The organism is Methylocaldum sp. 14B (genome assembly GCF_002005105.1).
Lineage (GTDB): Bacteria > Pseudomonadota > Gammaproteobacteria > Methylococcales > Methylococcaceae > Methylocaldum.
Genome location: NZ_MSCV01000002.1, coordinates 157,807 through 183,382, shown reverse-complemented (window position 1 = coordinate 183,382; position 25,576 = coordinate 157,807). Strand labels below are relative to the sequence as shown.

At 55.1% G+C, this 25,576-nt stretch carries 26 protein-coding genes; 8 read left to right on the top strand and 18 right to left on the bottom strand.

Translation table 11 applies throughout. The features are described from left to right. Nucleotides 1-2: 2 nt before the first annotated feature. Complete coding sequence (locus B2A78_RS02330; RefSeq protein ID WP_077728298.1) at nt 3-443, bottom strand: NfeD family protein; 441 nt, start codon at nt 441-443, stop codon at nt 3-5. Then, the gene (locus B2A78_RS02325; RefSeq protein WP_077728297.1) at nt 444-1,367 is read right to left on the bottom strand and encodes an SPFH domain-containing protein; all 924 of its coding nucleotides are present in this window, start codon (nt 1,365-1,367) and stop codon (nt 444-446) included. Between the two features lie 517 nt (nt 1,368-1,884). Here B2A78_RS02325 and B2A78_RS02320 point away from each other — a divergent pair. Next, entirely contained in the window at nt 1,885-2,520 is a 636-nt protein-coding gene (locus B2A78_RS02320; protein ID WP_077728296.1) for a hypothetical protein, read from the top strand. Between the two features lie 15 nt (nt 2,521-2,535). Here the strand turns inward: B2A78_RS02320 and B2A78_RS02315 are convergent, their stop codons facing one another. After that, nucleotides 2,536-3,351, bottom strand: a complete 816-nt coding sequence (locus B2A78_RS02315; protein WP_077728348.1) for a tetratricopeptide repeat protein — start codon at nt 3,349-3,351, stop codon at nt 2,536-2,538. A gap of 251 nt (nt 3,352-3,602) precedes the next feature. Here B2A78_RS02315 and B2A78_RS02310 point away from each other — a divergent pair, with 251 nt between their 5' ends. Beyond that, complete coding sequence (locus tag B2A78_RS02310) at nt 3,603-4,853, top strand: HDOD domain-containing protein (RefSeq protein WP_077728295.1); 1,251 nt, start codon at nt 3,603-3,605, stop codon at nt 4,851-4,853. 39 nt (nt 4,854-4,892) lie between these two features. On the opposite strand, the gene cysE is transcribed toward B2A78_RS02310, so the two are convergent. Together cysE and B2A78_RS02300 are read right to left on the bottom strand one after the other, a co-directional pair. Then, a complete protein-coding gene (cysE, locus tag B2A78_RS02305; RefSeq protein WP_077728294.1) occupies nt 4,893-5,651 on the bottom strand; it encodes a serine O-acetyltransferase in 759 nt (252 codons plus the stop codon). A gap of 6 nt (nt 5,652-5,657) precedes the next feature. Beyond that, entirely contained in the window at nt 5,658-6,383 is a 726-nt protein-coding gene (locus B2A78_RS02300; protein WP_077728293.1) for an RNA methyltransferase, read from the bottom strand. Nucleotides 6,384-6,471: 88 nt separating this feature from the next. On the opposite strand from B2A78_RS02300, the gene B2A78_RS02295 reads away from it, so the two are divergent. After that, the gene (locus tag B2A78_RS02295; protein ID WP_077728292.1) at nt 6,472-7,305 is read left to right on the top strand and encodes an inositol monophosphatase family protein; all 834 of its coding nucleotides are present in this window, start codon (nt 6,472-6,474) and stop codon (nt 7,303-7,305) included. A gap of 7 nt (nt 7,306-7,312) precedes the next feature. Here the strand turns inward: B2A78_RS02295 and B2A78_RS02290 are convergent, their stop codons facing one another. Both B2A78_RS02290 and ubiD read right to left on the bottom strand, forming a co-directional pair. Further along, entirely contained in the window at nt 7,313-9,715 is a 2,403-nt protein-coding gene (locus B2A78_RS02290; RefSeq protein ID WP_168175322.1) for a DUF3772 domain-containing protein, read from the bottom strand. Between the two features lie 86 nt (nt 9,716-9,801). Beyond that, entirely contained in the window at nt 9,802-11,265 is a 1,464-nt protein-coding gene (gene ubiD / locus B2A78_RS02285; RefSeq protein WP_077728290.1) for a 4-hydroxy-3-polyprenylbenzoate decarboxylase, read from the bottom strand. A gap of 429 nt (nt 11,266-11,694) precedes the next feature. Between ubiD and B2A78_RS02280 the strand changes: the two genes are divergently transcribed. The 3 genes from B2A78_RS02280 to B2A78_RS02270 all read left to right on the top strand — a co-directional run bounded on the left by B2A78_RS02280 (nt 11,695) and on the right by B2A78_RS02270 (nt 15,359). Next, a complete protein-coding gene (locus B2A78_RS02280) occupies nt 11,695-13,398 on the top strand; it encodes a GGDEF domain-containing protein (protein WP_143735046.1) in 1,704 nt (567 codons plus the stop codon). Nucleotides 13,399-13,593: 195 nt separating this feature from the next. Continuing rightward, complete coding sequence (locus B2A78_RS02275) at nt 13,594-13,980, top strand: hypothetical protein (RefSeq protein WP_077728288.1); 387 nt, start codon at nt 13,594-13,596, stop codon at nt 13,978-13,980. A gap of 290 nt (nt 13,981-14,270) precedes the next feature. Then, nucleotides 14,271-15,359 (top strand): tryptophan 2,3-dioxygenase family protein, encoded by a 1,089-nt coding sequence (locus tag B2A78_RS02270; protein ID WP_077728287.1) that lies wholly within the window; start codon nt 14,271-14,273, stop codon nt 15,357-15,359. A gap of 100 nt (nt 15,360-15,459) precedes the next feature. Here B2A78_RS02270 and B2A78_RS02265 read toward each other — a convergent pair whose 3' ends face one another. Continuing rightward, nucleotides 15,460-15,705 carry a hypothetical protein gene (locus B2A78_RS02265; protein WP_077728286.1) on the bottom strand — a complete coding sequence of 82 codons (246 nt, stop codon included), beginning with the start codon at nt 15,703-15,705 and terminating at the stop codon, nt 15,460-15,462. Between the two features lie 349 nt (nt 15,706-16,054). On the opposite strand from B2A78_RS02265, the gene B2A78_RS02260 reads away from it, so the two are divergent. Next, nucleotides 16,055-16,621, top strand: coding sequence for a class I SAM-dependent methyltransferase (locus B2A78_RS02260; RefSeq protein ID WP_240502376.1), 567 nt, complete (start codon nt 16,055-16,057; stop codon nt 16,619-16,621). A gap of 98 nt (nt 16,622-16,719) precedes the next feature. Here B2A78_RS02260 and rpoH read toward each other — a convergent pair whose 3' ends face one another. The 4 genes from rpoH to B2A78_RS02240 form a co-directional block, all read right to left on the bottom strand. After that, entirely contained in the window at nt 16,720-17,574 is an 855-nt protein-coding gene (gene rpoH / locus B2A78_RS02255) for an RNA polymerase sigma factor RpoH (protein WP_077728284.1), read from the bottom strand. 83 nt (nt 17,575-17,657) lie between these two features. Next, on the bottom strand, nt 17,658-18,647 hold the full coding sequence (ftsX, locus tag B2A78_RS02250; protein ID WP_077728283.1) for a permease-like cell division protein FtsX: 990 nt from the start codon (nt 18,645-18,647) through the stop codon (nt 17,658-17,660). 18 nt (nt 18,648-18,665) lie between these two features. Beyond that, a complete protein-coding gene (ftsE, locus tag B2A78_RS02245; RefSeq protein ID WP_077728282.1) occupies nt 18,666-19,325 on the bottom strand; it encodes a cell division ATP-binding protein FtsE in 660 nt (219 codons plus the stop codon). 58 nt (nt 19,326-19,383) lie between these two features. Then, nucleotides 19,384-20,037 (bottom strand): DUF3641 domain-containing protein, encoded by a 654-nt coding sequence (locus tag B2A78_RS02240; protein ID WP_077728281.1) that lies wholly within the window; start codon nt 20,035-20,037, stop codon nt 19,384-19,386. Between the two features lie 193 nt (nt 20,038-20,230). Here B2A78_RS02240 and sodC point away from each other — a divergent pair, with 193 nt between their 5' ends. Beyond that, a complete protein-coding gene (gene sodC, locus B2A78_RS02235; protein ID WP_240502375.1) occupies nt 20,231-20,743 on the top strand; it encodes a superoxide dismutase [Cu-Zn] SodC in 513 nt (170 codons plus the stop codon). A gap of 31 nt (nt 20,744-20,774) precedes the next feature. On the opposite strand, the gene B2A78_RS02230 is transcribed toward sodC, so the two are convergent. The 6 genes from B2A78_RS02230 to B2A78_RS02205 form a co-directional block, all read right to left on the bottom strand. After that, nucleotides 20,775-22,055: a dihydroorotase gene (locus tag B2A78_RS02230; protein WP_077728279.1), complete on the bottom strand. Its 1,281-nt coding sequence runs from the start codon at nt 22,053-22,055 to the stop codon at nt 20,775-20,777. After that, the gene (locus B2A78_RS02225; RefSeq protein ID WP_077728278.1) at nt 22,052-23,047 is read right to left on the bottom strand and encodes an aspartate carbamoyltransferase catalytic subunit; all 996 of its coding nucleotides are present in this window, start codon (nt 23,045-23,047) and stop codon (nt 22,052-22,054) included. The genes B2A78_RS02230 and B2A78_RS02225 overlap by 4 nt, the downstream gene beginning before the upstream one ends. After that, nucleotides 23,044-23,562 carry a bifunctional pyr operon transcriptional regulator/uracil phosphoribosyltransferase PyrR gene (gene pyrR / locus B2A78_RS02220; protein ID WP_077728277.1) on the bottom strand — a complete coding sequence of 173 codons (519 nt, stop codon included), beginning with the start codon at nt 23,560-23,562 and terminating at the stop codon, nt 23,044-23,046. Before pyrR ends, B2A78_RS02225 begins: the two co-directional genes overlap by 4 nt. After that, nucleotides 23,555-24,028, bottom strand: coding sequence for a Holliday junction resolvase RuvX (gene ruvX / locus B2A78_RS02215; protein WP_077728276.1), 474 nt, complete (start codon nt 24,026-24,028; stop codon nt 23,555-23,557). The genes pyrR and ruvX overlap by 8 nt, the downstream gene beginning before the upstream one ends. Nucleotides 24,029-24,031: 3 nt before the next feature. Then, nucleotides 24,032-24,598 (bottom strand): YqgE/AlgH family protein, encoded by a 567-nt coding sequence (locus tag B2A78_RS02210; RefSeq protein WP_077728275.1) that lies wholly within the window; start codon nt 24,596-24,598, stop codon nt 24,032-24,034. Between the two features lie 216 nt (nt 24,599-24,814). After that, the gene (locus tag B2A78_RS02205) at nt 24,815-25,561 is read right to left on the bottom strand and encodes a phosphate/phosphite/phosphonate ABC transporter substrate-binding protein (RefSeq protein WP_077728274.1); all 747 of its coding nucleotides are present in this window, start codon (nt 25,559-25,561) and stop codon (nt 24,815-24,817) included. Nucleotides 25,562-25,576: the final 15 nt, after the last annotated feature.

The window sequence follows — 25,576 nt, the reverse complement described above, 5'->3', positions numbered from 1 at the left end:
ATTCACGCAGCCTTTTCGACCTTCAGAACAACGCCTTCGGCGGCCACGACGCGAACCTTGCTTCCCGGCTCGCAGTCCTCCCCTTGCACCTTCCATGTGGAATCGTCCACGCGGATCCGCCCCTGACCGTTGACGATCGGATATTCGAGCGTGAACAGTCGTCCTATATATTGCGCGGCTCGCTGGTTCAGCAAAGGCTGATCGGTCTCGATGGGATGTCTTTTGAGGAACAGCCGGAACACCGCGATGCTGACGATCGACAGTACCGAGAACAATATCAGCTGATACTCCCAGTCCAGCGCCGGCACGATCAGCTTGATCACGCCGACGACGAACGCCGATTCGGCCATCCATAGAAAGTACATTCCCGGCGCGAGGAGTTCGACGATAAGAAGAAACACGCCGAACGCCCACCAGTGCCAAAAAACGATCTCGAATGCCATTTAGCTTGCCTTCTTGGAAAACGCTTCTTTGGTGATTTCGCCGATGCCGCTTAGAGCGCCGATAACGCTGGAGGCTTCCAAGGGCATGAGAATAACCTTGCTGTTTTCGGCCGCGGCGAGGGTTTGCAACGCTTCGACGTATTTTTGCGCAACGAAGTAGTTGATCGCCTGAACATCCCCTTTGCCGATGGCCTCGGAGACCATCAGGGTAGCCCGCGCCTCGGCCTGGGCCAGACGCTCGCGGGCTTCGGCCTCGCGGAATGCGGCTTCCTTGCGGCCCTCGGCTTCGAGAATCGCCGCTTGTTTTTCGCCATCGGCGCGGAGAATCGCTGCCTGTTTCAAGCCTTCCGCCTCGAGTACGGCAGCGCGCTTGTCCCGTTCCGCCTTCATCTGGCGAGCCATGGAATCGACCAGATCTTGCGGCGGCGTAATGTCCTTGATCTCGATCCGCGTCACCTTGACACCCCAGGGCGTAGTGGCATCGTCCACCACTGAAAGCAGACGGGCATTGATTTCGTCTCGCTTCGACAACAGCTCGTCCAAGTCCATGGAACCCATCACGGTACGGATATTGGTCATCGTCAGCTGCATGATGGCAAGCTGCAGGTTGCTGACCTCGTAGGCCGCTTTGGCGGCATCCACCACTTGAAAAAACACGACGCCATCCACTTTGACCATGGCATTGTCTTTCGTGATGACCTCCTGCGAAGGAACGTCCAAGACCTGTTCCATCATGTTGATCCGTGCGCCGATCTGATCGATCACCGGCATGATCACATTGAGGCCGGGCTTGAGTGTCGCGGTGTATTTTCCGAACCGCTGTACCGTGAATTCGGAACCTTGAGGCACGAACTTGACACTCAGTACGACCAAGATAACGGACAGTACCAAGAGAAATAATACGAAAACGCCAAACGCGGTCATCTCTCCCCCCTTATCGATTTTTTGAATATGTAACGTTCTAGAAACTTTTTTCTTTTGCAACTCAGCCGCTTTTTCGCAAACAGGAATCGATATTCTCGTTTTTCGCGACCTGTTAAAGCTTAGCCGCTTATCTAGACTCGGACCCGATTGGCCACATTACCAAATGTAAACAAGTCAAAAAATCTTTCCTTTAATTACAAAGCCGGAAGAAGTCTGTTGACGCTCACTATTTTTCTTTTTTAAACAATGCATTAAGAAATATATAAAGGTGTGTTAAAAACAGTGTACGCCTGTGGCTGAGTTGTGGATAATTTTTTGCCGAGCTCTTTCGTGCTCGTTCAGCACACGCTGTCCACAAACTTTAGCAAGGGTTTTCCAGCGGGGGATGGAAAGTATGTGCTTGGCGTCTTCGGAAAGGGGGAGATCGCTTTACGGCCGTACCGGAATGTATGGCAGATATGCGAAACCTCGTCGAGCGTACTCATAGAGATGGTAAGGTGTTGCCTAAGGAGAAAAAATGTACAGGCTATCGAACAATGACTCCGCAAATGCGACGGATAACGTGCAAGCGTATTCGTCTCGAGGCAAACATCGCCGCTCGTCGTCCAAGACGAGGTTGATTTTTCTTTTATCCATTGTGTTGGTCGTAGAAACCACGGCGCTTTTGGTCTTGTTTATCCAGTTGACTCTAAGTGAACAGGAAAATCTGGATTTGACCGTATTGGAGAAGAAACAGGCGCTGGAGCTTCAAGCCCTGAAACCGGAAGTCGAAAAACTGCGGGCCGACATCGCTGCACTAACGACGTCTCGCTTGCCGAACTTGACCAAGCTCGAGTTCGATAAAGTGATTCCGCTCGATCTAGGCTATGTGAAAAACATCGTTTTCACCGTCGCCGGCAAGAACTCGGATAAACATTACGAGTATAAGATCGTTATGCACAATACCGACTTGACGCTCATCCATCCCGAGGTGGATGTCCTTTTTTTCGACCGGGTCGGCGTTCAAGTCGGCGTGTCCAAAATCGGTTTTCACCAAGACGGCACGCCGAATTTGGATATGCTGGAGCGGGGCGAGGTTCGTTCTTTCTCGTCAATGGTCGATTTGACCGGTGATGCCGATCCCGAATATTTCCGGGTCAAAATTCACAAATAAGAGCGAACCGCCGGATCAAACATACAGGGCACTGGAGAGACGGCCGCGATACTCCCGGGTCAGTTCATGGTCATCGCCGAGAAACTTGAAAATGGCCAGGCAGGCTTTTCTGGCGCCATCGCCGTCATAATGACGCGCGGCTTTGACCACCTCGATAAAGGTCGATAAGGCCTGCTCGAAGTCGGCATTCTTCAAATACTCGATCGCTGATAAATAGGCAGGCTTCAGGGGAGCTTCCGGCAGCATTTCCGGGTTTTCGGCGTAACCGAACAACCGGGAAAAAGTGCGAATACTTTCCGCCATCGGATGAGAATCCGAATCGGGGCCGATTCGTTCCACGACTGCCATGGCTCGCCTGTGATCCGACGGAAGGAGCAAGCGAGCCAACATGATGGCGGCGACATCGTTATCCGGTTCTGCGGCAAGCACTTCTTCCAGGATTGCCGCGGCCTTGTCGGGACGACCGGCGAAGACCTCGGTTTCCGCTTGTTTGATCCTATTCCTCAGTGGGCTGGGCAGAACACGGTTCAGCCACTGCTCGATCATGGTCTCCGGCAACGCGCCGCTGAACTCATCGACGACCTGTCCGTCAACGAAAAGCTTGACGTTGGGAATGCTGCGCACCTGATAACGGGCGCTGACGTCCGGCAATTCCTCGGTGTTGATCTTCACGAGCACGAAGCGGTCCGAATTTCTTTGTGCGAGCCGCTCCAAGAGCGGGCCCAAAGCGCGGCAGGGCGCGCACCAAGGCGCCCAGAAATCGACTAGAACCGGTATGGTGTGGCTGCGTTGAAGCACATCGGCATCAAAGTCTGGGATAGCGTCGGACATGATCGTTTCCATCTGAATGAGGTTTTGTTTGTCTCGAATCTATTTTCGTAAAGCTGAACTATTCTTTCACTGAATCACGGCCAATCGGGCCAAGCGAGCGGAGAGTTCAAATCTTCGTTCCTGCCGGGTGAGCCACCCGACTTGTCGAGTGTGTGTCTCAGTCTTCGCTAAACTTTTCATGACTCATTACCTATCCGACGCTATCGTCGGTGAATCGGGCATAAATCGTAGCGCAGTAACCAGTCTGCAACATGCCAAACCGATTCAAACCTCAGACACAGGGCTCGATCATCGTGAGGAACGATTTTCTCATCGGACGGCAACAAATCTTTGACCGCGACTTGCGCATTTTTGCCTATGAATTGTTATTCCGCGACATAAACGGAGATACCGTTGAGACGTTCGGACCAACCGCCGCCAGCAATCAAATCGTCGTGGACAGCTTGCTTGAATACGGGTTGGATCAAATCGTCGGAGCACAACTGGCTTTCATTAATTTCACTCGGGAGAACTTGCTTTCCGAAACCCCTTTGCTGCTCCCCAAAGATAAGGTGGTTATCGAGGTACTGGAAGACGTCCACATCGACGAGGCTTTGATTCAAGCCGTGCGAGGCCTGGTTCAACAGGGTTATAAGATCGCGCTTGACGACTTTGTATTTGAAGAGCGTTGGCAGCCTTTGATCGAAATGGCCCATTTCATCAAGTTCGACATCCAAATGGTCACTCCGTCTGCGAGCGGACGTGTGATGGAACGACTGAAGAAGCTGCCGGTCCGCTTCCTGGCCGAAAAGGTGGAAACGCAGGAGCAATATCTGGAGTATCGGGAGCTGGGCTGCCAGTATTTTCAGGGATTCTTTTTCAGCCGGCCGAACATGGTGCGGGGAAAACGGTTGGAAACCAGTCAACACGCCGTTTTACAGCTGTTGGCAAAAATCAATCGGCCGAACATCTCGATACCCGAACTCGCGCGCACGATTTCGATGGACGTGGGACTCAGCTACAAACTGCTCCGCTACATCAACTCCGCATTTTACGCGCTGCCGAAACAGATCGATTCGCTGAAATTCGCGATTACCTATTTGGGTATCCGCGAAGTCCAGCGCTGGGCATCGTTGATCAGCCTGGCGAATTTTCCCGACCGGCCGAGAGAGATTGTCAAAATCGCTTTGATTCGAGCAAAAATGTGCGAATCTCTCGCCGCGTTCCTCAAGTTGCCGAACAGCGAGCAATTCTTCCTGGTAGGCCTGATGTCCACCATCGACCAGCTGCTGGAGACTTCCTTGGATGACGCGGTTGGCGGCCTGCCGCTATCGAGCGAGGTGAAAGATGCCTTAGTGCATCGCGCGGGATTGGCTGGAGAGGCCCTGAGTTGCGCCATCAACTACGAATGTTGGAAGCTGGACGAGGTGCGTTTCGAGAACCTGGACTTATCCCGAATAGGCAAGATTCATCTCGAAAGTGTCGGATGGGCGAACAAGATTTTTCAAGTACTGGAAAAATAGCGGCATCGCCACTCCCGATAGCCGTGGGGCTGAATTTCTTTATTTTTCCTCGCCCGTTTTCAGCTCGCAATGCTCCAGTTCGGGCAATGGCGCTTCCGAAACGCCGATACCCTGCTGTTTGAGGGCGCGCTTTAGCGCCTCGATCTGCTCGTCCAGCGCTTGTATGTGATCGAGCATGTGATTGATCGCGTGAGCCACCGGATCGGGCATGTCGGGCGTCAAACCATAAGCGTCGAAACGCAGTTTGCTGGCGATAGCCTGACGGCGCGCTTCCTGGGCCTGGCGGTCGGTACTCACCACATGACCGGGGATGCCCACCACCGTGGCGCCGGCAGGGACACTCTTCAGTACTACCGAATTGGAGCCGATACGGGCGCCGTCGGCAATGGTTATCGGACCGAGTATTTTGGCGCCGGCGCCGACCACCACTCCATTGCCCAAGGTCGGGTGCCGCTTTCCCTTTTTCCAGGACGTGCCGCCCAACGTCACGCCGTGATATAGCGTGCAGTCGTCGCCGATCACCGCCGTTTCACCTATGACCACTCCCATGCCGTGATCGATGAAGAACCGCTTTCCGATCCGCGCTCCGGGGTGGATTTCGATACCCGTCCACCAGCGGGCCAAGGTCGAGATGAATCGAGCCGGCCATTTGAGCCCGAAATTCCACAATCGATGGCTGAATCGATGAGCCAAAATGGCGTGCACCCCCGGATAGGTGGTGAAAATTTCGAAATAGGATTGGGCCGCCGGGTCACGGTCGAAAATACAGCTGAATTCTTCTTTCAATCGTTGCCACATAAGGGTTCACGCCGGGGGTCGTATTCGAAGCTGAACGGCCGTCAAGATGCCGCGCAAAAGATGAATTTCCTTTTTCTCCAGCATGGCTCGGTTAAAGATTCGCCTGAGCCTGCGCATCACCGAAGGTCCAGGCTTTCTTTCGTGGAGAAATCGGAGATTGTACAAGGTGCGTTCCAAGTGTCCGTAAAAGGATTCCATTTCAGCCGCCGTAGCCAGGGCTGGACCGTTATTGTCGGTGTGAGCGTGTTTCTGAGTTGAGAGAAAAAGCTCGTAAGCCACGATCTGAACCGCCGCGGCGACATTCAGTGAACTGAAATCGGGATCGCAGGGAATATGCAGCAAGTAGTGACATCGCTCCAATTCCTCATTGGTCAGACCCGAATGTTCCCGCCCGAATAAAATCGCAGTCTTCGTATTACCCGCAGTGACCTGTTTCGCGCATTCCCGCGGATCGAGCTGCGGCCAGGAAATGGTGCGGAGCCGTGCGCTGGCCCCGACAATCAAAGCACAATCGTCGATGGCTTCCTGCAAGTCACGGCAAACCCGCGCCTCGGACAGAATATCGTCGGCACCGGATGCTCGCGCCGTCGCTTCTCCGCTGGGAAAGACCTTGGGCGCGACCAGAGCCAAATCGCGCAGCCCCATGTTCTTCATGGCGCGCGCCGCCGCACCGATGTTGCCGGGATGCGTGGTTCCAACCAGCACGATCCTGACATGGGACAAGCGATTCATGCTTCAGCGAGAGCTATAACCAAAAAAGGTAAAATACTATCAGAAATTTGATACCCTAAACCGCTTTTTAACCAGCGCCGATTCCAATATGGATCCCATGCTCACTATCGCGGTTCGCGCGGCTCGGACGGCGGGCGATATTATCGTTCGCTCGATGGACCGGGTGAACCTTCTTACGATCACGCCCAAGGGACGCAACGACTTCGTCAGCGAAGTGGACCGCCAGGCGGAACGTGAAATTATCCACACTTTGCAGAAAGCTTATCCCACTCACGCTTTTCTAGGGGAAGAAAGTGGTCGGCAAGGCCCGGCCAAGACCGATTTCGTCTGGGTCATCGATCCCCTGGATGGAACCACCAATTTCCTGCACGGGTTTCCTCAATTCTGCGTATCCATCGCTCTGCTCCACCGCGGGCGCATCGAAAAGGGCGTGATCTACGACCCATTGCGCCAGGAGCTGTTTACGGCGGCCCGAGGCGCCGGCGCGTCGCTCAACAATCGGCGTATCCGGGTAAGCAAGCAAAACGGCCTGAAGGGGGCGTTGCTGGGTACGGGTTTCCCGTTCAAGGATCAGCGTCACGTCGAGGCCTATTTGGGCATGATGCGCGATCTCATGAAAGATACGGCCGGAATCCGGCGCGCGGGCTCGGCGGCTCTGGATCTCGCTTACGTGGCAGCAGGGCGGTTGGACGGTTTCTGGGAAATCGGCCTGAAAAAATGGGACATGGCTGCCGGCCTTCTCCTGATTCAGGAAGCAGGCGGCATCGTTACCGATTTGGAAGGGAAAGACAAATACTTCGAATCCGGTAACGTGCTGACGGCAAATCCCAAGCTGCATCAAATCATGGCAAGCATCATCGACCCTCACTTGACCGAAGCGCTCCGCTATTCGGACAATCCGGCGGGCGATCAGTCGGAGTGATCCGGGTTCAATTCCCTGGCGGTGTTTTTTCCTCGCGCACCGTCAGGATCTGCTGCAACTGCTCGCCGTTAAGATTCAGGTTCAAATTCCGAGGCGGGAACGGAATCGGGATTCCTTCCTTGCGGAATATTTCGTCGATTTCGAAACAAAGATCGCTGGTCACTGAATCGACCTTTCCGGCATCGTGGAGAAGCGCGATCAGTTCGAAGTTTCGGGTACTTTCCGCGAACCCTTTGAACAAAACGACCGGCGGCGGGATGCGGCGGATTTCCGGGTGATCTAGCGCGATCTTCAGCAGAAGGTCCCGTACTCGCTTGGCATCCGTGTCATGAGACAGGCCGAGCGGCAGCACGACGCGCCCCACCGCTTTGTCGGCGTAGGTTCGGTTCGTTAGCGCGCCCGAAATCAGCGTGGAGTTCGGGATATACACCGAAGCGCGGTCTAAGGTCGTGATTTCGGTCGCGCGCACGCTGATCTTCTTCACATAACCCTGGTGATCGCCCACCACGACCCAATCGCCGGCCTTGATCGGGCGTTCGATGAGCAGAATCAGCCCGGACACGAAATTGTTGACGATATTCTGCAGGCCGAAACCGATACCTACGGATAATGCGCCGGCGATGATGGCCAGATTGGACAGGTCAATACCTAAGGTCGAGATCGCCAGCATCGCCGCGACAGTAAATCCGACGTAGCCGGTTCCGGAACGGATCGAATGCCGGATGCCGACATCCAGTCGCGTCCGCGGAAAGATACGCTGGTCCAGCGCTTTCTGAATCATCCGGGTGGCTGCGAGTAGCCCTGCAAAAAGCGCCAAGGCCAGCAGCATGTCGGCAAGGGATAGCGTGATGTTGCCGACCTTGAAGCCGAAAAACACGCTGTGAAGCCAGGCGGTGAGATCTTTGCCTGCGGCACCCCACAATACCAACAGCAGGACCACGCCCATGGCCAGGATTAAGAGGCCAACGGTTCCGCTCAGCCAGAACTTGAGCATCTCGGCGCCGTCGTCGCTCAGGGCGAGGCTGCTGCGGAGCTTGGCCCCCAAGGGCGATGTCTTGCTCAAGACGTCGTCGATGAGTTCGTAGCTGATCTTGCGCAACAGGAGCACGGACAAATAAAGCCCGGCAGTCAACACCAGCTGTGTGGCCAGCAAACGGGACAAGGCCACGTAACCGAGCAAGCCCGATACCGGAATCGCATAAACGAGGACCTTCAACACGAAGCGAAGACGCTGCCAGGTCGGGCTGAGCGGGGGTCTGTCGGGCGAGAACCATATACTGCGACGCAGCAGACTCAGCAGCAAAGCTGCAATGAGCAAGCCGAACAGGAATTTTTGCAAAAGCGTCGATTCGACCGAGGCATTGAACTGGGTCCCGATTTCGCTCAATACCCGGTCGAGAGCGAATACGAAAGCCAAGCCGTTCACGGTGCGGCTGATAGCCCGGGCTCCCTCGTCATGGATTTGAACCAAGCGCCACTCCGGCTCGAACGGGGCCAGCGCCGCACGGGAAAAGCCTGCCACGAAAAACAGCGAAATCAGAGAGAGCAAAGCGGTCCGAGCCACGGCCAGCAGCGGCTCGGTCAACAATCCGGTATAAGACAGGCTCAGGAAAAGCGCCAAAACGGCCGCGGACGGTAACAGAGCCCGAATAAAGCCTGTGAACAAAGCCGTTCTCAAACGCTGGCCATAAGTCGGTTCGGCCTCGACTTCGATATAGCCGAATCTTCGAATCAAAGCCCTGCGCAAGGGAAACGCCAACAGGATCGCGACGCCTACGCCTAAGGCCAGACGCCAACCGATGGCCCGGGCATCTCGCGCAAAGGTATCGCTGGACCGCCACTGCTGAAGGTTTTGCGCGATGACGCTAAATCCGGTACTCAACTCGGACCAAGCTTTTCGCCAAACTGCCGGCGTCAGCGGCGAGATACCCCGCTTCAAGACGTGTTCGGTAAAACGGATGCGCCGCAAGGTCTTGACCTCGCCTGCGAGTCGCCCGGCTCGAGCGATGATGAGCTCCGCCTCTTTGATTGCGCCTTCCGCCGCAGCGAGGCGTTCGTTCATGGCTTTGCGCTTGGCCGCCACGGTCGGCGCTTCGGGCGGCGCTCCCTCGGCCGGCGGCGGCCCCAAGGCAGCAAGTTCGTCCCGAATCACTTGTACTTCCGGCAGGGCTTCGTCCGATGCCCTGCGGGCATCGAGCTGCATGGTCGTCAGCTCTTCGCGCAGAGCCGCAAGCCGGCGGTCTGGGACATCGGGTTTAGCCAAATCCTTTTCGGCCTGGTCCAGGACTTTCTGCCAATCCTTCACCAACTCGTTCAACGGGCGCGCCTGTTCAACCTCGGCCGACTGGCTGAGCCCGAGGTGGGATACCAGCATTAAAAGAAGAATTACCGGCCAAAGAAAACGCGGCATCGAAAAATACTTAGTCATTTTGAAATATAGAGAGATAGCGGCGGCACCGATTGCGTGACCGTTTACATTCCGCTTAGAGGCCTCGCTTAAATGCCCAGGCTATCCCAAAGCTGATCAATTTTTGACCGAACGGCCTCCGTCATCGCGATGGGTTGGCCCCATTCGCGAACCGTTTCGCCGGGCCGCTTATTGGTCGCGTCGAACCCGACTTTCGAACCCAGACCCGAAACCGGCGAGGCAAAATCCAGATAGTCGATCGGCGTGTTTTCGATCAACGCGATATCGCGCGCAGGATCCATGCGAGTCGTCATCGCCCAGATCACATCCTGCCAATTCCGCGCATCGATATCCTCATCCACAACGATCACGAACTTGGTGTACATGAACTGCCGCAGGAACGACCATACGCCGAACATCACCCGTTTTGCATGGCCAGGGTACTGTTTCTTCATGCTGACCACGGCAAGCCGGTAAGAACAGCCTTCCGGCGGCAGATAGAAATCGACGATTTCCGGAAACTGCTTTTGCAGGATAGGCACGAAGACTTCGTTCAGGGCAACGCCCAGAATGGCCGGCTCATCCGGAGGACGTCCCGTATACGTGCTGTGGTAGATCGGGCTTTCCCGTTGCGTGATGCGCTCGATGGTGAAAACGGGGAATTCCTCGACCTCGTTGTAATAGCCGGTGTGATCTCCGAACGGGCCCTCCGGCGCCGTTTCGCCGGGATAGATGAAACCTTCCAAGACGATTTCGGCCGTCGCGGGCACTTGCAAATCGCTCAGAAGACAATTGGCCACTTCCGTTTTGGCGCCACGCAAGAGCCCCGCGAAGGCGTATTCCGAAAGCGAATCCGGCACCGGCGTCACGGCACCAAGAATGGTGGCGGGATCCGCGCCCAATGCGACGGCAACCGGAAACGGCTGGCCGGGGCGGGCCTCCTGCCAGTCCTTGAAATCCAGCGCGCCGCCCCGATGCGCGAGCCAGCGCATGATGACCTTGTTTTTGCCGATGACCTGTTGCCGGTAAATTCCCAAATTCTGCCTTTCCTTATGCGGACCTCGGGTAATGACCAAGGCCCAGGTGATCAATGGTCCCGCATCTCCCGGCCAGCACGTTTGAATGGGATAACGGCCGAGGTCGACATCCGATCCGGCATAAACGATCTCCTGGCATGGCGCGTTCTTCACTTCCTTGGCCGGCATGTTCAGCACCTGCCTGAACATTGGCAGCTTATCGAACATGTCGCGCATGCCTTTCGGCGGTTCCGGTTCCTTGAGAAAAGCCAGAAGCTTTCCAACTTCACGAAGCGCTTCGACCGATTCCTGCCCCATCCCCAAAGCAACCCTGCGAGGCGTCCCGAACAGATTGGCCAGCACCCTGACATGCGATCCGGTCGGCCTTTCGAACAGTAGTGCCGGACCGCCAGCCTTGAGAGTCCGGTCGCATATTTCGGTCATCTCGAGGTTCGGGTCGATTTCCACGGTTATGCGTTTAAGCTCGTCGATCGACTCCAAATGGAGAATAAATTCACGAAGATCGCGATATTTCATGGAATGATGATTCGGACAATAGTAAGGCTGGCTATTGTACCGGTCGCAGAAGATTCATTTTAGGCCGGATTTGCCAAAAACAGTTCATGTAAACCGCTCTTCGACAGTCCGCCCGCGAGCCGAAAAAACGCCATTCGTGCCTGCCAGGATGTCGATTCCAGCTCTGTGCAAATTCTTCTGCCGACTCCTCCGGAACCTCGAGCCGGCATGTGCAGAATATATCCAAAACCCTGTTAGCAAGCTGTTCCAAGCCGAGAGAGCAACGGTTCATCTACATTTGTCCACAGTTCTTACCCGTGTGTACGATGATTTTTATCCACAATAAGGGGTTTCGTAGCTTATTGTTTTTTAATTAGAAATAACATCATTTCAACAAATGCACCGTGCTTACATTTAATTCAGAAAGAAATTTCTACTTATTTGCAATAAGTGTCGTTAATACCGCTGCGACATTCTCGATCCCGATTAAACTTTGTAAGAACCCGTTTCAGTCCTCCTTTCTTTGGAAGGCAAGCACCTCACGCCGCGACAGACACGACTATGAACAACCTCAAATCAGATGATCCGCAATACTGGAAAGCGAGACACACAACGCTGGTCGATGAATCGACGGGATCCCGGCAGAAAACGGACGAGCGAGAGAAATTACTGTGCCGCACCATTATTCGCCTGACCCTGGCGACCAGCGGGCTGGATCCCGCGATCGATCCTCACCTCCTTTATATCCGCGACCTGTTGAGGAAAGGTATTTCGAATGAAAAGCGCCTGGCCGAGTTGAACGACATATCGGAAACGCTCTTGCGGGACGTAAAGGATAGGGGCGGAAACAACAAGCCTGTTAAGCAGGAGAGCGGAATTCTGTTTCGCTTTGCAAAGCAACTTGCAATAAGCGGCGAAGAAACAAAAGCGATTACATTGCTCGAACAAAAAGTCGGCCGGGGCGAAATAGCGGACTGGAAATGGTTGCTTTCCGAATTACGGGAGATTTTGCGTCACGACACACCGATTTCGGTTTCTGACAAAGCGGCAAAACCGGGATTTTTTGGCAGATTGCTTCAAACGAACAAAAAGTCGGAGGGAGAAACGGTCGAAATCGGTCCGGTCCGCGATCGTTTGCTACTGCTGCTGGATGTCATAGATCTTCCTTTGAACTTTAGGCAGCAGGCAGAACAGATCAAAACGCGTTTGAAATCGGAATCGGATACGGAAGTACTCGAAAGCCTGCTCGGCGAGGCTATCGGTTTTTTAAGCGACGTAAAAACGTTCATTCAAAAAGAGCAACTGGAAATCGAGTATTTTCTGGCCGGCTTATCCGGCCGCTTGACTGAATTGGGACATGATGCGATCGGAGTGGATGCCAGCACTAAGGCCTTCGTTCGCGATCGTGAGGCAGAACACTCCTCTTTCTCGCTGCAGTTTGAGAACTTGCGCTCGAAGATGGAAGTGATCACCGAAGTGGATCAGCTTAAGGTGCTAGTGAACAACGGATTGAGCGGGCTGCTGCAACAATTGCATATCAATCGTGATCGCGAATTGGGCCTTTTGCGGGACTCCACCGGAAGACTCGGCGAGTTGACTCGCAGGCTTCAGGAATTGGAGCTCGAGGCGGCTGAATTGCGTTCCAAGTTGAGGTTGGCGCATGACATGGCACTTAGGGATTCCTTGACGAACTTGCCTAATCGTATGGCTTATCAGGATCGTATTGCCCAAGAGATTGCCCGATCGCAGCGTTTTCAACAGCCTTTGTCGCTACTGCTGTGGGATGTCGATCATTTCAAGGGTATCAATGATCGTTTTGGACATTCGGCCGGGGACAAAGTGTTGGTGACGGTCGCCCAAGAGTTGGATAAATCCATCCGGCAGACGGATTTCGTAGCGCGCCTAGGCGGTGAAGAGTTCGCGATGATTTTATGCGGCGCCGATGGAGACGCCGCACTCCGGATTGCCGATCAGATTCGGCAAAAAATTGCCCACTGCGGTTTCAATTCGCAAGGACGGCCGGTTCAGGTTACCGTGTCTTGCGGAATGAGCCAGGTACGGAACGGCGACACGTCGGAATCTCTCTTCGAACGGGCGGACAAGGCGCTTTATGAAGCGAAGAAAACCGGACGCGATCGATGTGTACTAAGTTAATTAGCAGATTCGAGCCCGCATTTCGCACAACCCCCTGCTGCTGACGCTATCCAATCGCAGACGGTCGGCCTGGGAGCGCCAGGGCGACCCTTCCAATCGCAAATGTCCCGTTAATGCGCGCTGGCGGATCAGAAACATTCTCGTGAATTTGACAGTCGAAGGGTATGGCGGTCAATAACAACGATGAGGTGTGCCATGATCCCCAGAAGACTGATTGCCGTAATATCGGTAGCATTTTCGCTGTTCGCGGGCGGTCTCGTTGCGGCTGAGCTTGACCGGCTTAACACGGAACTGGATCAAAAGTTTCGACCCGGACTCATCTACCTCAATAAGGCGTTCAATAATGCGATCTATAGCTATTTAGTTCCCGAAAGCATAGTCTTCGAAGTGAAGAATCCGCAAATCGTTTACGTGAATAAGGCTTATGGACAATCGATATATAGCTATCCGAGAGTCGGACCGGATACGGTAACGGCTTTCAACGTGCAATACGTGAGCCCGGCCTATGGTCAGGCCATCTATAGCTATCCGGGTAACTATAATCTGCCGGGGCGATTGACGTTGTCTTCATGGGTCGACTGAGCCCGATCTTTCGAATAAAGAAACCGCCTCTCGTTCGCTTGCCCGGTCTCTTTTATGGCGCTTAGGGCGATCCATGCTCGTATTTTCACGCATAGACTGAAGATTTTTCGAAGGTCAATACTGGCGCTGCTTTGCGTGTAAATTTAAGGCTCATGTCGGCCGGTCCGAAAGTCGATATCAGGGGAACCGCCGACAGCTGGATTGACGGCGTCGTCGATCGGTATACACGGACATGCAGCCCCCGATCAAGGAGTTGCTTCGAATCACGACTCTAGGGAAAAGGGTTCACGATGAGAAGATCTACGGAAGAGTTCAACTATTCGGACTATTTACGGCTCGATATCCTTCTAAACGCCCAGTGTCCTGAAAGCGGGCGGGATGATCGAGAGGTCCATGACGAGACCTTATTCATTATCGCTCATCAGGTTCACGAACTTTGGCTCAAGGAAGTCCTCTACGAGCTGAAATCAGTGCTTGAATTGTTCTCGGCGATTCCCTTGGACGGACAGAAAGTCGGCTTGATCGCTGCCCGCCTCGGTCGCCTAGTGGCGATCCAGAAGATTATCAATCGTCAGATCGAGGTGCTCGAAACGATTTCTCCGCTCGATTTTCTCGATTTCCGCGATCATCTGTTTTCGGGCTCGGTATTCGAGAGCGGCCAGCTCCGAGAAATCGAGCTTCGTCTTGGTTTGGCCACGGAGCTTACTCCGGACTCGTTCGATCGATTTCGGTCTGAAGAGCGCGAGGCTCTCCTGAAAGCGCGTGAAGAAAAGACCTTGTTCGAGGCAGTCGATAATTGGCTTGCCAATATGCCTTTTCGGAATCCGGAAGGGGGCGAGTTTTGGCCGCATTACCGCCGCCTGGTGCATGACATGCTGCAACAGGATTATCAATGGGTACAGAACAACCGCTCACTGTCCGGTTGGGATCGTCGGGGGCAGCTCAGCAAGCTGGAAAACGGCCGTTACCGGTTCGACGCATTGTTTAAGCCGGAGGAATACGAATTGCTGCGGGATGAGGGGGTATTCCAATTCCGCCAAGCAGCCGTCCTATCCGCCTTGTTTCTCCTTCTTTACCGGGATGAACCGCTTTTGCAGGTCCCTTTTCGAGTGCTTAAACGGTTGATGGATATTGATGACCAATTGATCGGTTGGCGCATCAATCGTTCATTATTCGAGCAACACATGTTGGGAAATAAAGTCGGACCGGGAGGTAGCGTTCGCCACGATTATGTTCGCGAAATGATGGAAGAGAAAAGAATTTTTAGAGATTTGTTTGTTCTCACGACTTTTCTGGTACCGCGTTCGTCTCTGCCGGAGTTGCCGCAAAAACTCAAACGAAGCCTTGATGTCCACTTCAGCCACAGTTCGGGCGGATAATGACCGTCGGCCATCACGTGCGGGACCGGGTCCCATGATGAGATCCGGCGTTTCGGCTCTTGCTATGAGCTTTGGCTGCGGCTTTAACGACGCACCGCCGTTAAGCGAAATAATTCCGCACGGCAGCTTCGATCAGATTCCACGGAACGATAAACGGCTTCTTAGAAATCCGAATAGAAAGCGTGTCGCCGCTGATATGGTAATGGCCCTCGATTCCATTACCGGCAAACTGTCCTCTTTCTTCGTCGCCGATCAAATGAATGCCCTTGTCGCGCGCCGCTTCCCTCGCTTTGGCGACGATTTCCTCCGCTGATTGGTTAAGCTTGACTTGTACCACTTTGCTCATGATCGAATTGCCCAACGCTGCGTTCTTAAACGGCTATATTAAATGAACTCAATAGCTCCGGGGTGGCGGTTCATGCAATAAACGTCCAATTACTGCCCGCACCAGAACTCAATCGGATTCCCATGTCCTTAGTTAACCTTTATTATCAATACTGATGTGGAAGATGATGCTGAAGTTTCAGCCGTGTGTTTATTGGGTGGGATGCCAAGCAAAAATTTTCTCGAAAAACAACAAGAAGTCTCGTCAATAACGCTACCGGACGGGAGGAGAGGACAACACAATGCAATTGGAATACATCCTAAAATCATACGCACGCTATGCGCCAGTATATGATCAGACTTTTGGCTGGATGCTGAGTTTTCGCGGCCGTTCGATGGCGGCGGGCGTTACCAACAAGCGGCCTGGCAAGGTACTCGAAGTTGGGGTGGGCACGGGTATTAGCCTTTCTTACTATCGTAAGGAGCACGAAGTGCACGGCATCGATATTTCTCCCGACATGCTGGAAAGAGCCCAGCAACGGGTAGCGAGAGGAAAGTTGAGCCATGTTTCCAGCCTTCGCATCATGGATGCCCGTGAACTGGAATTTTCCGACGATTCTTTCGATGCCGTGGTCGCAGCATACGTGATGTCGGTGGTTCCGGACCCGGAGAAAGTGATCCGGGAAATCGAGCGGGTGTGCAAGCCCGGAGGCGATGTGATCATCGTGAATCACTTTGCCGCAGAAAAGGGTTTTAGGCGGGATATCGAAAAATTCTTGGCTCCGCTTTCGAACAAGCTGGGTTGGCGTCCGGACATGCCTGTTCAGGAGATTCTGGGAAATACGTCCCTGCGCGAAGTTAAACGGCATACCTTGCCGCCGCTCGGCATGTTTACGATGTTGCATCTTCGGAAGGACCACGAGACCGCCCTGCAATAGGATCTAGAAGCCATCGGCCTCGGTGAGCGGAAGTCGGATACAAAAAAGGTGACTTTGCGTCACCTTTTTTAGTGCGTGGGGTCGAGTCTGCTCGAAGCTCAGGTGTCGACCAGGGAGTTTCGCAGCTTTTTCATAGCGGTATTCTCCAATTGGCGAATACGCTCGGCAGAAACCTGATAGCGTGTGGCCAGATCGTGCAAGGTCAGTTTTTCTTCGCTCAGCCACCGGCTCGTAACGATGTCCCGGCTGCGCTCGTCCAGTTGCTCGATGGCGGCAACCAGCCGTTGCTGCTTATGCTGTCCCCAGTCGTTATCTTCGAGCAAATCCGCGGGATCGGCATTTTCTTGCTGAAGGTAATGCACCGGAGCCGGTGCTTCTCTATCGTCGCCGTCGTTATCGCTGGGTTCGAAGGCGACATCCTGATTGTTCAGGCGATTTTCCATTTCATAGACAGTCGCGACATCCACACCTAATTCGTTGGCTAGAACGTGAGCCTCGTCGTGGCTCAGCCATCCCAAGCGGTTCTTGAACTTGCGCAAATTGAAGAACAATTTCCGCTGAGCTTTGGTGGTGGCGACTTTAACTATGCGCCAATTCTGAATGATGAATTCGTGGATTTCCGCCCTGATCCAATGAACGGCAAACGAAACCAGCCGGACGCCGACGGCAGGGTCGTAACGCTTCACGGCTTTCATGAGGCCGATGTTTCCTTCCTGGATCAAATCGGGCAGCGGCAAACCGTAGCCCAGGTATCCCCTGGCAATATGGACGACGAAGCGCAAATTGCCGAGCACTAACTGCCGTGCAGCCTCCAAATCGTTATGCTCGCGAAAGCGTACAGCCAGTGCGCGCTCTTCATCGGCGCTATAACGCGGCATCGAGTTTACGGCAGAGACATATTCTTCGATGGAGCCGAGCGAGAGATTAACCGGAAGAGTTAATGCGTTGCTCATAAGTGTCCTCAGTCTTAATTCCTGTTTTAGCTTAGCACTCAACAATGACGAGTGCTAATAGTATGTCTATAAAACCTCGTCAATCAAGTAGGATCAAGTTCCCGTAAATGATAAGAGACGACTATCCATGCCCCGATTATTCCCAATAAGACCGATGCTCCAATCAGGAGTTCTGTTTCCGATAGGCTCAGAAAGGAAAGCGCGTAAGGGCTGCCGTAGAGTTCCGCCAAGTGTCGGGAGGGGCCACGCAGGAACAACAGGAAGAAGCTGACCAACAACCAGGCAAGAGTTCCGCCGAGGAAGCCGTACCAAAAGCCGGCATACAAGAAAGGGCGGCGGATAAAACGGTCGGTGGCCCCGATCAGTTTCGCGACGACGATTTCCTCGCGGCGGTTTTGCAGTTCGAGACGGATGGTGTTGCCTACGATGAACAATACGCCAAGACTAAGTAGCACGCTGAACACGACTACGCTGCGTTGGGCGATCGTTAATATGGCGTGCAGCTTGTGCATCCACTCGGTATCGAGCTGGACGAAATCGGTTTCCGGCAGCGCTCGGAGCTCGCCGAGCAGTTTTTCCACTTCATCGGGACGAGTGAGGGAGTCCTTCGGTTTGATGCCGACGACCGCCGGCAAGGGATTGAAATCCAAAGCCTGTAAGGCATCGCCAAAACCGCTGTAGCTCTTGAGTTGCTGTAACCCCGCTTCTTTCGTAACCAGCTCGGCCACCGCGATTTGCGGGTGCTTATTGAGTGTTTCCGCGACCTTGCCGCCGGCTTCGTTGGTCAGTTCGGGTTTCAGGAACAGCGATATTTGGTTCGTCGCTTCGAGGGTCGAACTGGCCTGCTGAGCGTTCTTGATGAAAACATGGAAACTAGCCGGTATGGTCAATGCGATGGCGATCACCAGCACCGTCATGATGCTGGCGACAGGAGTTCGCCGAAGACGTACAAAACTGGATTTAAGCGTTTCGACGTGCAAGTCGACGTAGGCTCGCAGCCAGTTCGCCGGCCCATTGCCGGTTCGCCGGGTATGCGCCGCATTAGTATCGCGCCTCCTTCGAGGTTTCTGCATTCTTGCAATCGGCACGTCTCAGCCGCCTTCGACCAATTGGCCTTGCTGTAACTTGAGGGTTCGGCAGGCGAACCGCGAAATCAGGTCGAGGTTGTGACTCGCGATCAAGAGCGTTACGCCGACCTGGTTGAATTCCTTAAATAAATCCATGATCTCTGCCGAGAGGCCCGGATCCAAATTGCCGGTCGGCTCGTCGGCCAGAATCAGGGAGGGTTTGTGTACGATCGCTCGAGCGATGCCGACCCGCTGCTGCTCGCCTCCGGACAGCGCAAGAGGAAACCGCTTTTCCTTGCGGAGTAAACCGACCTTATCGAGGGCGGCCCGAACCCGTCGGGCGGTTTCTTGCTGGCTGAAGCCGGCGATGAGCAGGGGCAGGGCTACGTTGTCGAATACGGTTCTATCGTGCAGTAAGCGGTAATCCTGGAAGATCAATCCCAATTGGCGGCGAAGATAAGGCACTTGCCGTTTGGATATACGGTTGATGGGCTTTCCTTCGAAGAGGATCTGCCCCCGATTGGGCCGTTCGATGACCGGAATCAGCTTTAGCAAGGTGCTTTTCCCGGCCCCCGAGTGGCCGGTCAGGAAAGCCATTTCGCCCTTTTCGAGCTGAAAACAGACGTTGGACAATACTTCTCCGCTATCCGAATAGCGTTTGCTGACGTTGATAAATTGCAGCATGGGAAGCGGACAGATTAAGAAAAGGAGCTCTTACGAAAAGAAAGACGAAGGCGTGCGCTCAAGATCGCAGCGCCCCGCCGCAACTGCTGCCGGCGCCCAGTGGCAAATCGAGCATCTGGTTGAAATCGCGGTCGTATACATGACCTTGCCAGTCTACGCTGATCAAGCTGCGGCACATTACGTCTTCCGGATTTTTCGAATTGTGGCTGTTCCTCAACAAAGTCATGTATTCGTCGAACCTCCCCTGACTGATGGGGGTGCTGCCGAAACGCCGGATCGGCATATTGGCAAGGGTGTACAATCGGTTGAAAACGATCCCGTAGCGGCTTTCCAGCTCGCGCTCATAGGCGTTTTCCAATTCAATTTGCGGCGGCAGCAGCGCCGCCCCCTGTGGATTGTAGACCAGATTTAGAATCAGGCCCGAATCGAAGCCGCCGTAGCCGAAGCGATTCAGCTGGTGTAAAGCCCTAAGACTCCTATCGAATACCCCCTTGCCGCGCTGAGCGTCCACGTCCTGCTCAAGATAACACGGCAGAGAGGCAACGATCTCGACGCGATGTTCCGCAAGGAACCTAGCCAGATCTTCATACCCCGGTTCCTCCAAAATCCTCAGATTGCAGCGATAGCCCAGATTGACCTGAAGAGTCTCCAGCCGTTTCCGCGTGATACGGGGGAAATCGGTGCCGGGCAGCAAAGCTAAAGGATCACGCATGGTTCGAAGTACGTTCTGCCATCAGCTTATACCCATCGACCCTTATGGAGAGTAACGCTTCCTATCCAGGTTTTGCAAAGGCCGATAAGCATCGCTTCGGATTATGTCAAATTCGTTTAACGGACTTACGACAGGGATTGTCTTAGGCTTAAAATCGGTTGGACAGCAAAATTTAACAACGATACGGGAGGTTATGATGAACAAATTTGGATTGATGGCCGCAGGCGCGGCGATCATCTTCGGATTCGCGGTTTATGCCGAAGAGATCAGAGTGGAGATGAACAAGATCGACGAAACGGGAATTGCGGAGTCCATCGGTTCCGTCGTCGCCGCGGATACGGCCGCTGGATTGAAGCTGACCCCGGATCTCAGAGGTCTGCCGCCCGGGCCGCACGGCTTTCATGTTCATGAGTTCCCCGACTGCGGCGCCAAAGAAAAAGACGGAAAACCCGTGGCGGGATTGGCGGCAGGCAATCACTTCGATCCGAAGAAAACCGGAAAGCATGCGGGCCCCGTCGGCGACGGTCACGCCGGAGATCTGCCGGTTTTGAATGTGGCCTCCGACGGTACGGCTCAGGAAGCGGTCACCGCCAAGCGTTTGCACGTAGCCGATCTCAAGGGACGTTCATTGATGATTCATGCGGAAGACGACAACTATGCCGATAAGCCGGGCGGAGCCCGTATTGCATGCGGTGTGGTGAAATAGGGTTTCGGTCGCTGCCTTATCGGCGGTTTGGCTAGAGCTCGAAAACCGCCCGGCCATCCACAAACGTACGAGTCACCCGGCCCTTGACGGTTTGTCCCCAGTAGGGAGTGTTCCGGCCGGTGCTTCGCCAAGTCGAGCTATCAACCGTCCAGGTGCACTCGGGGTCGAAGATGCAGATATCAGCCGGCGAGCCGACGCTGAGGGTGCCCGTCTCCGTGCCCATGACGGCGGCCGGGCCTTGTGTGAGGAGGGCGATCGCCTGACTTAGGGAAAGGACGTCCTCGTCGACCAGCTTCAGCGTCAGAGGAAGCAGCATTTCCAGCGAAGCCATGCCGGGCTCGGTGGACGGAAAGACGTCCAGCTTGGCGTCCGGCTCGTGGGGTTGGTGGTCCGAACAAATCGCCGTTATCACGCCGTTCCTGAGCGCCTCGCGCAGAGCATCCCTATCGGGCACGCTTCGTAGCGGGGGTCTAACGTGGCACATGGCGTTGAATCCGTCGATGTCCGTTTCGGTCATATGCAACTGATGAGCCGCTACGTCGGCGCTGACCGGCGCGCCTTTTTCCCGTGCTCTGGCAATCATCCGGGCGGCCCGCGCGCAGCTCAACTGCGCGAAATGAACCCGTGCCTCGGTGTGCTCGACCAGCGCCAGGACTTGGGCAATGGCTACGGTCTCAGCCGCGTCCGGAATCCCTGGCAAACCCAATCGAGTCGCGGTCGGCCCTTCGTGGACACAGCCTTGGTCGGCAAGCCATGGGTCTTCCGGACGGATGACGACCAGAAGGTCGTGACTCGCGGCATATTCGAGCGCCCGGCGCAGCACCAGCGTATTCGCCATCGGCGCGTGGGCATTGCTGAGCGCAACACAGCCGGCGCGCTTCAACGCACTCATTTCGCTCAAATCCCTACCTTTAAGGCCGCGCGTCAAAGCGCCTATGGGTAGTACCCTTATCTTACCGATCTGTTGCGCCCTTTCCCGGATCAGGTTGACCACGGCGGGTGTATCGATGACCGGATCGGTATCGGGCGGACAGCAGAGCGTGGTAATCCCGCTCGCGCTAGCGGCCTCGCTTTCGCTGGCGATCGCCGCCTTGTGCTCGTAACCAGGCTCGCGCAAACGCGCGCAAAGATCTATAAAACCGGGACATACGATCTGCCCTTCCGCTGAAATCGTTCGATCCGCCATGTAACCGTCCGGCGCGGTCCCGAGCGACACCACACGTCCCTCGGCCAAGTAGAGATCGAGCGTTTCTTCGATGCCGTTCGACGGATCGACGACATGGCCACCGCGGATGGCGATGCGTTCGGTCATGCTATTCGGTCTCCAGGCGAACTTTCGAGATCGGGGCGCATCGCCATGGACAGAATCGCCATGCGAACGGCGATCCCGTGGTCGACCTGCTGAAGTATGACGGAGTGGGGACCATCGGCGACTTGGGAATCGATTTCAACGCCTCGATTGATGGGCCCCGGATGCATCACGATGACATCCGGTTTGGCGCGCGCCAGGCGTTTTTCGGTCAGCCCGAAGCAGGCGAAGTATTCGTGCTCGGTCGGAATGAAGGCCCCGCTCATGCGCTCCTTTTGCAGGCGCAGCATGATCACGACATCAACGTTTTCCAGGCCTTCCTCCAGATCATGGAATGTGGTGACGCCCAAGGTCTCGACCGCAGCCGGCAGCAGCGTTTTGGGACCAATCACGCGCACTTCGGCGGCACCCAGGGTGTTCAGGGCATGAATCTCGGACCGGGCTACGCGGGAATGAAGGATATCGCCGACGATCGCTACTTTCAGATTCGAGAAATCGCCCTTGTATTTGCGGATAGTGAACACGTCCAGCATGGCTTGGGTCGGGTGGGCATGCCGTCCGTCTCCGCCGTTGATGACGCTGATATGGGGTGCCACGTGGCGGGCGATGAAGTGGGCCGCGCCGCTTTCCGCGTGCCGGACGACGAACATGTCGACGTGCATCGCTTCCAGATTGCGGATGGTATCCAGCAGGCTTTCCCCCTTGGATGTGGCGGAAGTGGCGATGTTCAGATTGATTACGTCGGCGGACAGCCGCTTCGCGGCCAATTCGAAGGTGGTGCGCGTGCGCGTGCTGTTCTCGAAAAACAGGTTGACCACGGTCTTGCCGCGCAGCAGCGGCACTTTCTTGACGGTCTGCTCGGTGACGCTGGCGAACGATTCCGCCGTGTCCATGATCTTGACCAGCAAGTCTCGGCTCAAGCCCTCGACGGTCAGAAAGTGTTTCAATCGTCCGCTGGAATCTAATTGAAGATTGTCGGCCTGAATCGGATTCATGATTGCGGAGAAACCGAATGGATGCGAAGTTCGAGCGGGCTCGGCCCGCTGAGGGTAATGCGCTGATCGGCGGCAAGCGTAATTTTGTGCCCTATGCAATCGGGGCGAATCGGAATCTGCCGCCCGTTTCGCTCGATCAGCACGCCCAGCAAAACCTGGGCAGGGCGTCCGTAATCGAAGATCTCGTTCAGCGCGGCACGAACAGTCCGTCCGGTATAGAACACGTCGTCGATCAGCAATATGTTCCGGCCTTCGACGCGAAACGGCAGCACGCTTGGTTTGACTTGAGGGTGAATACCGGTCTGTGAAAAATCGTCCCGGTAAAACGAGATGTTCAAGAGTCCCAAAGGCTCGGCCAGACCGAGTCGGGCATGTAAGCGGTCGGCGATCCAGGCTCCGCCGGTGTGAATGCCGATCATGGCCGGGTCGGAAAACTCGCGCCGCGCCATTTCTTCGCGCAAAGAAGCTTCCAGCCGGTCGAGCAACAGGTCCACCCGCAATGCCGTATCAAACATTCCCGACATCCTTTTCCTTCGTATGGGCCAACCAGGTTTGCAGAATCAATTGGGCGGCGAGTTCGTCTTTGACATCGGCGAAATGCGTCGACCGTTTGGAGCGCCTGCGATAAAAAATCTCGCGGGATTCGCTGGTCGACAAGGTTTCGTCCATCGTGTGGACCGGCAGGTGATAACGGCTTTCCAATTGACGGCAGAAGCGCAAAATGGGCTCGATGATAGGGTTTTCTTCACCTTCCGGGTTATAAGGGAAGCCGACCACGAACGCCGACGGCCGCCATGTCTGAACCAGGCGGGATATGGCGTCCCACAGGGCCTTGCGGCTGGTTACGCGTATCGTTTCAAGAGCTGTCGCGGTACCGGTTACCCGCTGTCCGACGGCCACGCCGATGTTTTTTTCTCCGAAATCAAAGCCGAGATAAGTGGGCTCGTTGGTCTCGTGCCGCACTGGATCGACGAAATCCATGAATTAGCCGTGCCCCGCTTGAGAGGACAGAAGTGAAATATCCACGCCCATCAGTTCGGCGGCGGCCTTCCAGCGATGGGCCGGCGCATAATCGAACAGAATGGCGTCGTCGGCGGGCGCACTCAGCCAGGAATTCTCGACGATTTCCCGTTCCAGCTGTCCCTTTCCCCAGCCGGCGTATCCCAGCGCCACCAGGACCTTTTGGGGTCCCTTGCCAATGCTCATGGCTTCCAAGATGTCGCGGGAGGTGGTGAGGGAAATGGAGTCCGATACCTTCAGGGTGGAATTCCAGTTACCGCCCGGCTCGTGAAGGACGAAGCCGCGTTCGGCCTGCACCGGCCCGCCGAAGTAAACGGGAATTTGGCCTATGGCGGATTCCTGGATATCGATCTCCATTTGCTGCATCACATCGCCCAAGGTCAGCTCGGACGGGCGATTGATAATGATACCCAATGCGCCTTCCGGACTGTGTTGGCACAGATAAGTGACGGTGCGGGCGAAAAAGGGGTCCGTCATCCCGGGCATGGCGATCAGAAAGTTGTTGGTGAGGTTCGCGATCGCTTCAATCATGGTCATAGTATCGGGGTAGACCGACGAGGCTGCAAGTCAGTTCACGGAAAGGCTGAAATTTCTTGTGGTACTCCAATCGCGCTCAAAGCGCGGAGCATAATCCTATGCGTGAAGCGAGGATCGTCAGCTTGGTGGATACGGGAACAGCGGCGATGTGCGAAAAGCTTCGCAGTCGAGCGCAGAGGCTCCCGGTATTTTGATCGGGTGATCTCGTGCTCAGGTCACAAAGGTGTCCATGAGATCGATCATGAATTCCATCTCTTCGTCGTCGACCCGTTCCCAGCGGGGGATCTTCAGCGCTGCGAGAGCACTCTTGCCCTTGTCGTTTTCGGGCATGGCCAGCAGCGCGCCGAGCAGGCGGTCTCGGTGATCCGCGAGCCTAGGGCTTATCATCAGCGCGTGATGGACCACCTGGATCTGGCTGTTGACCAATGCCCGCAGTTGCTTGCGTATGACCGAAGAGAGATCGTTGAACGCCTCGGCGAGAAAAACGCCGGCATCGCAGTAGCCTTTGAGCAATTCCTTGGCGACCAGCACATAGGAGTCGCAGACTTTTAGTTCGACCGATGCGGCATCGAGGTCGGCTGGCTCCAGCATGATCATGCCCATCATGTGGACATCGGGGTCTTCGGTGGTCGCCAGCTTGATCGAGCAGGGCAAATCTTCGACCTGAAGGTAAGGGCGTTCGGTACTCACCGCGATAACCGCCTCGTCCGCCTTGCCTTCCGGCTTGACCAAGGGTTTGAAGCCTTTTTCCCGCACCAGCATGGCGGCATCGTAAGGGTTGGCGTAGATCAGATCGATTCGGTCGGACTTGATGGCGTCCCGCTGACTGTGGAAGTCGTCATACAATTGCAAATGAAATGCCTCGCCCAAGGCCTTTTGCAACCAAGTATTGAAAATGAACCAGCCGGACAGGTGCTCGGGCGTAAAATCCGGGCTTACGGTGAAAACGTGGGGCATGGCATAGTCCTCGCG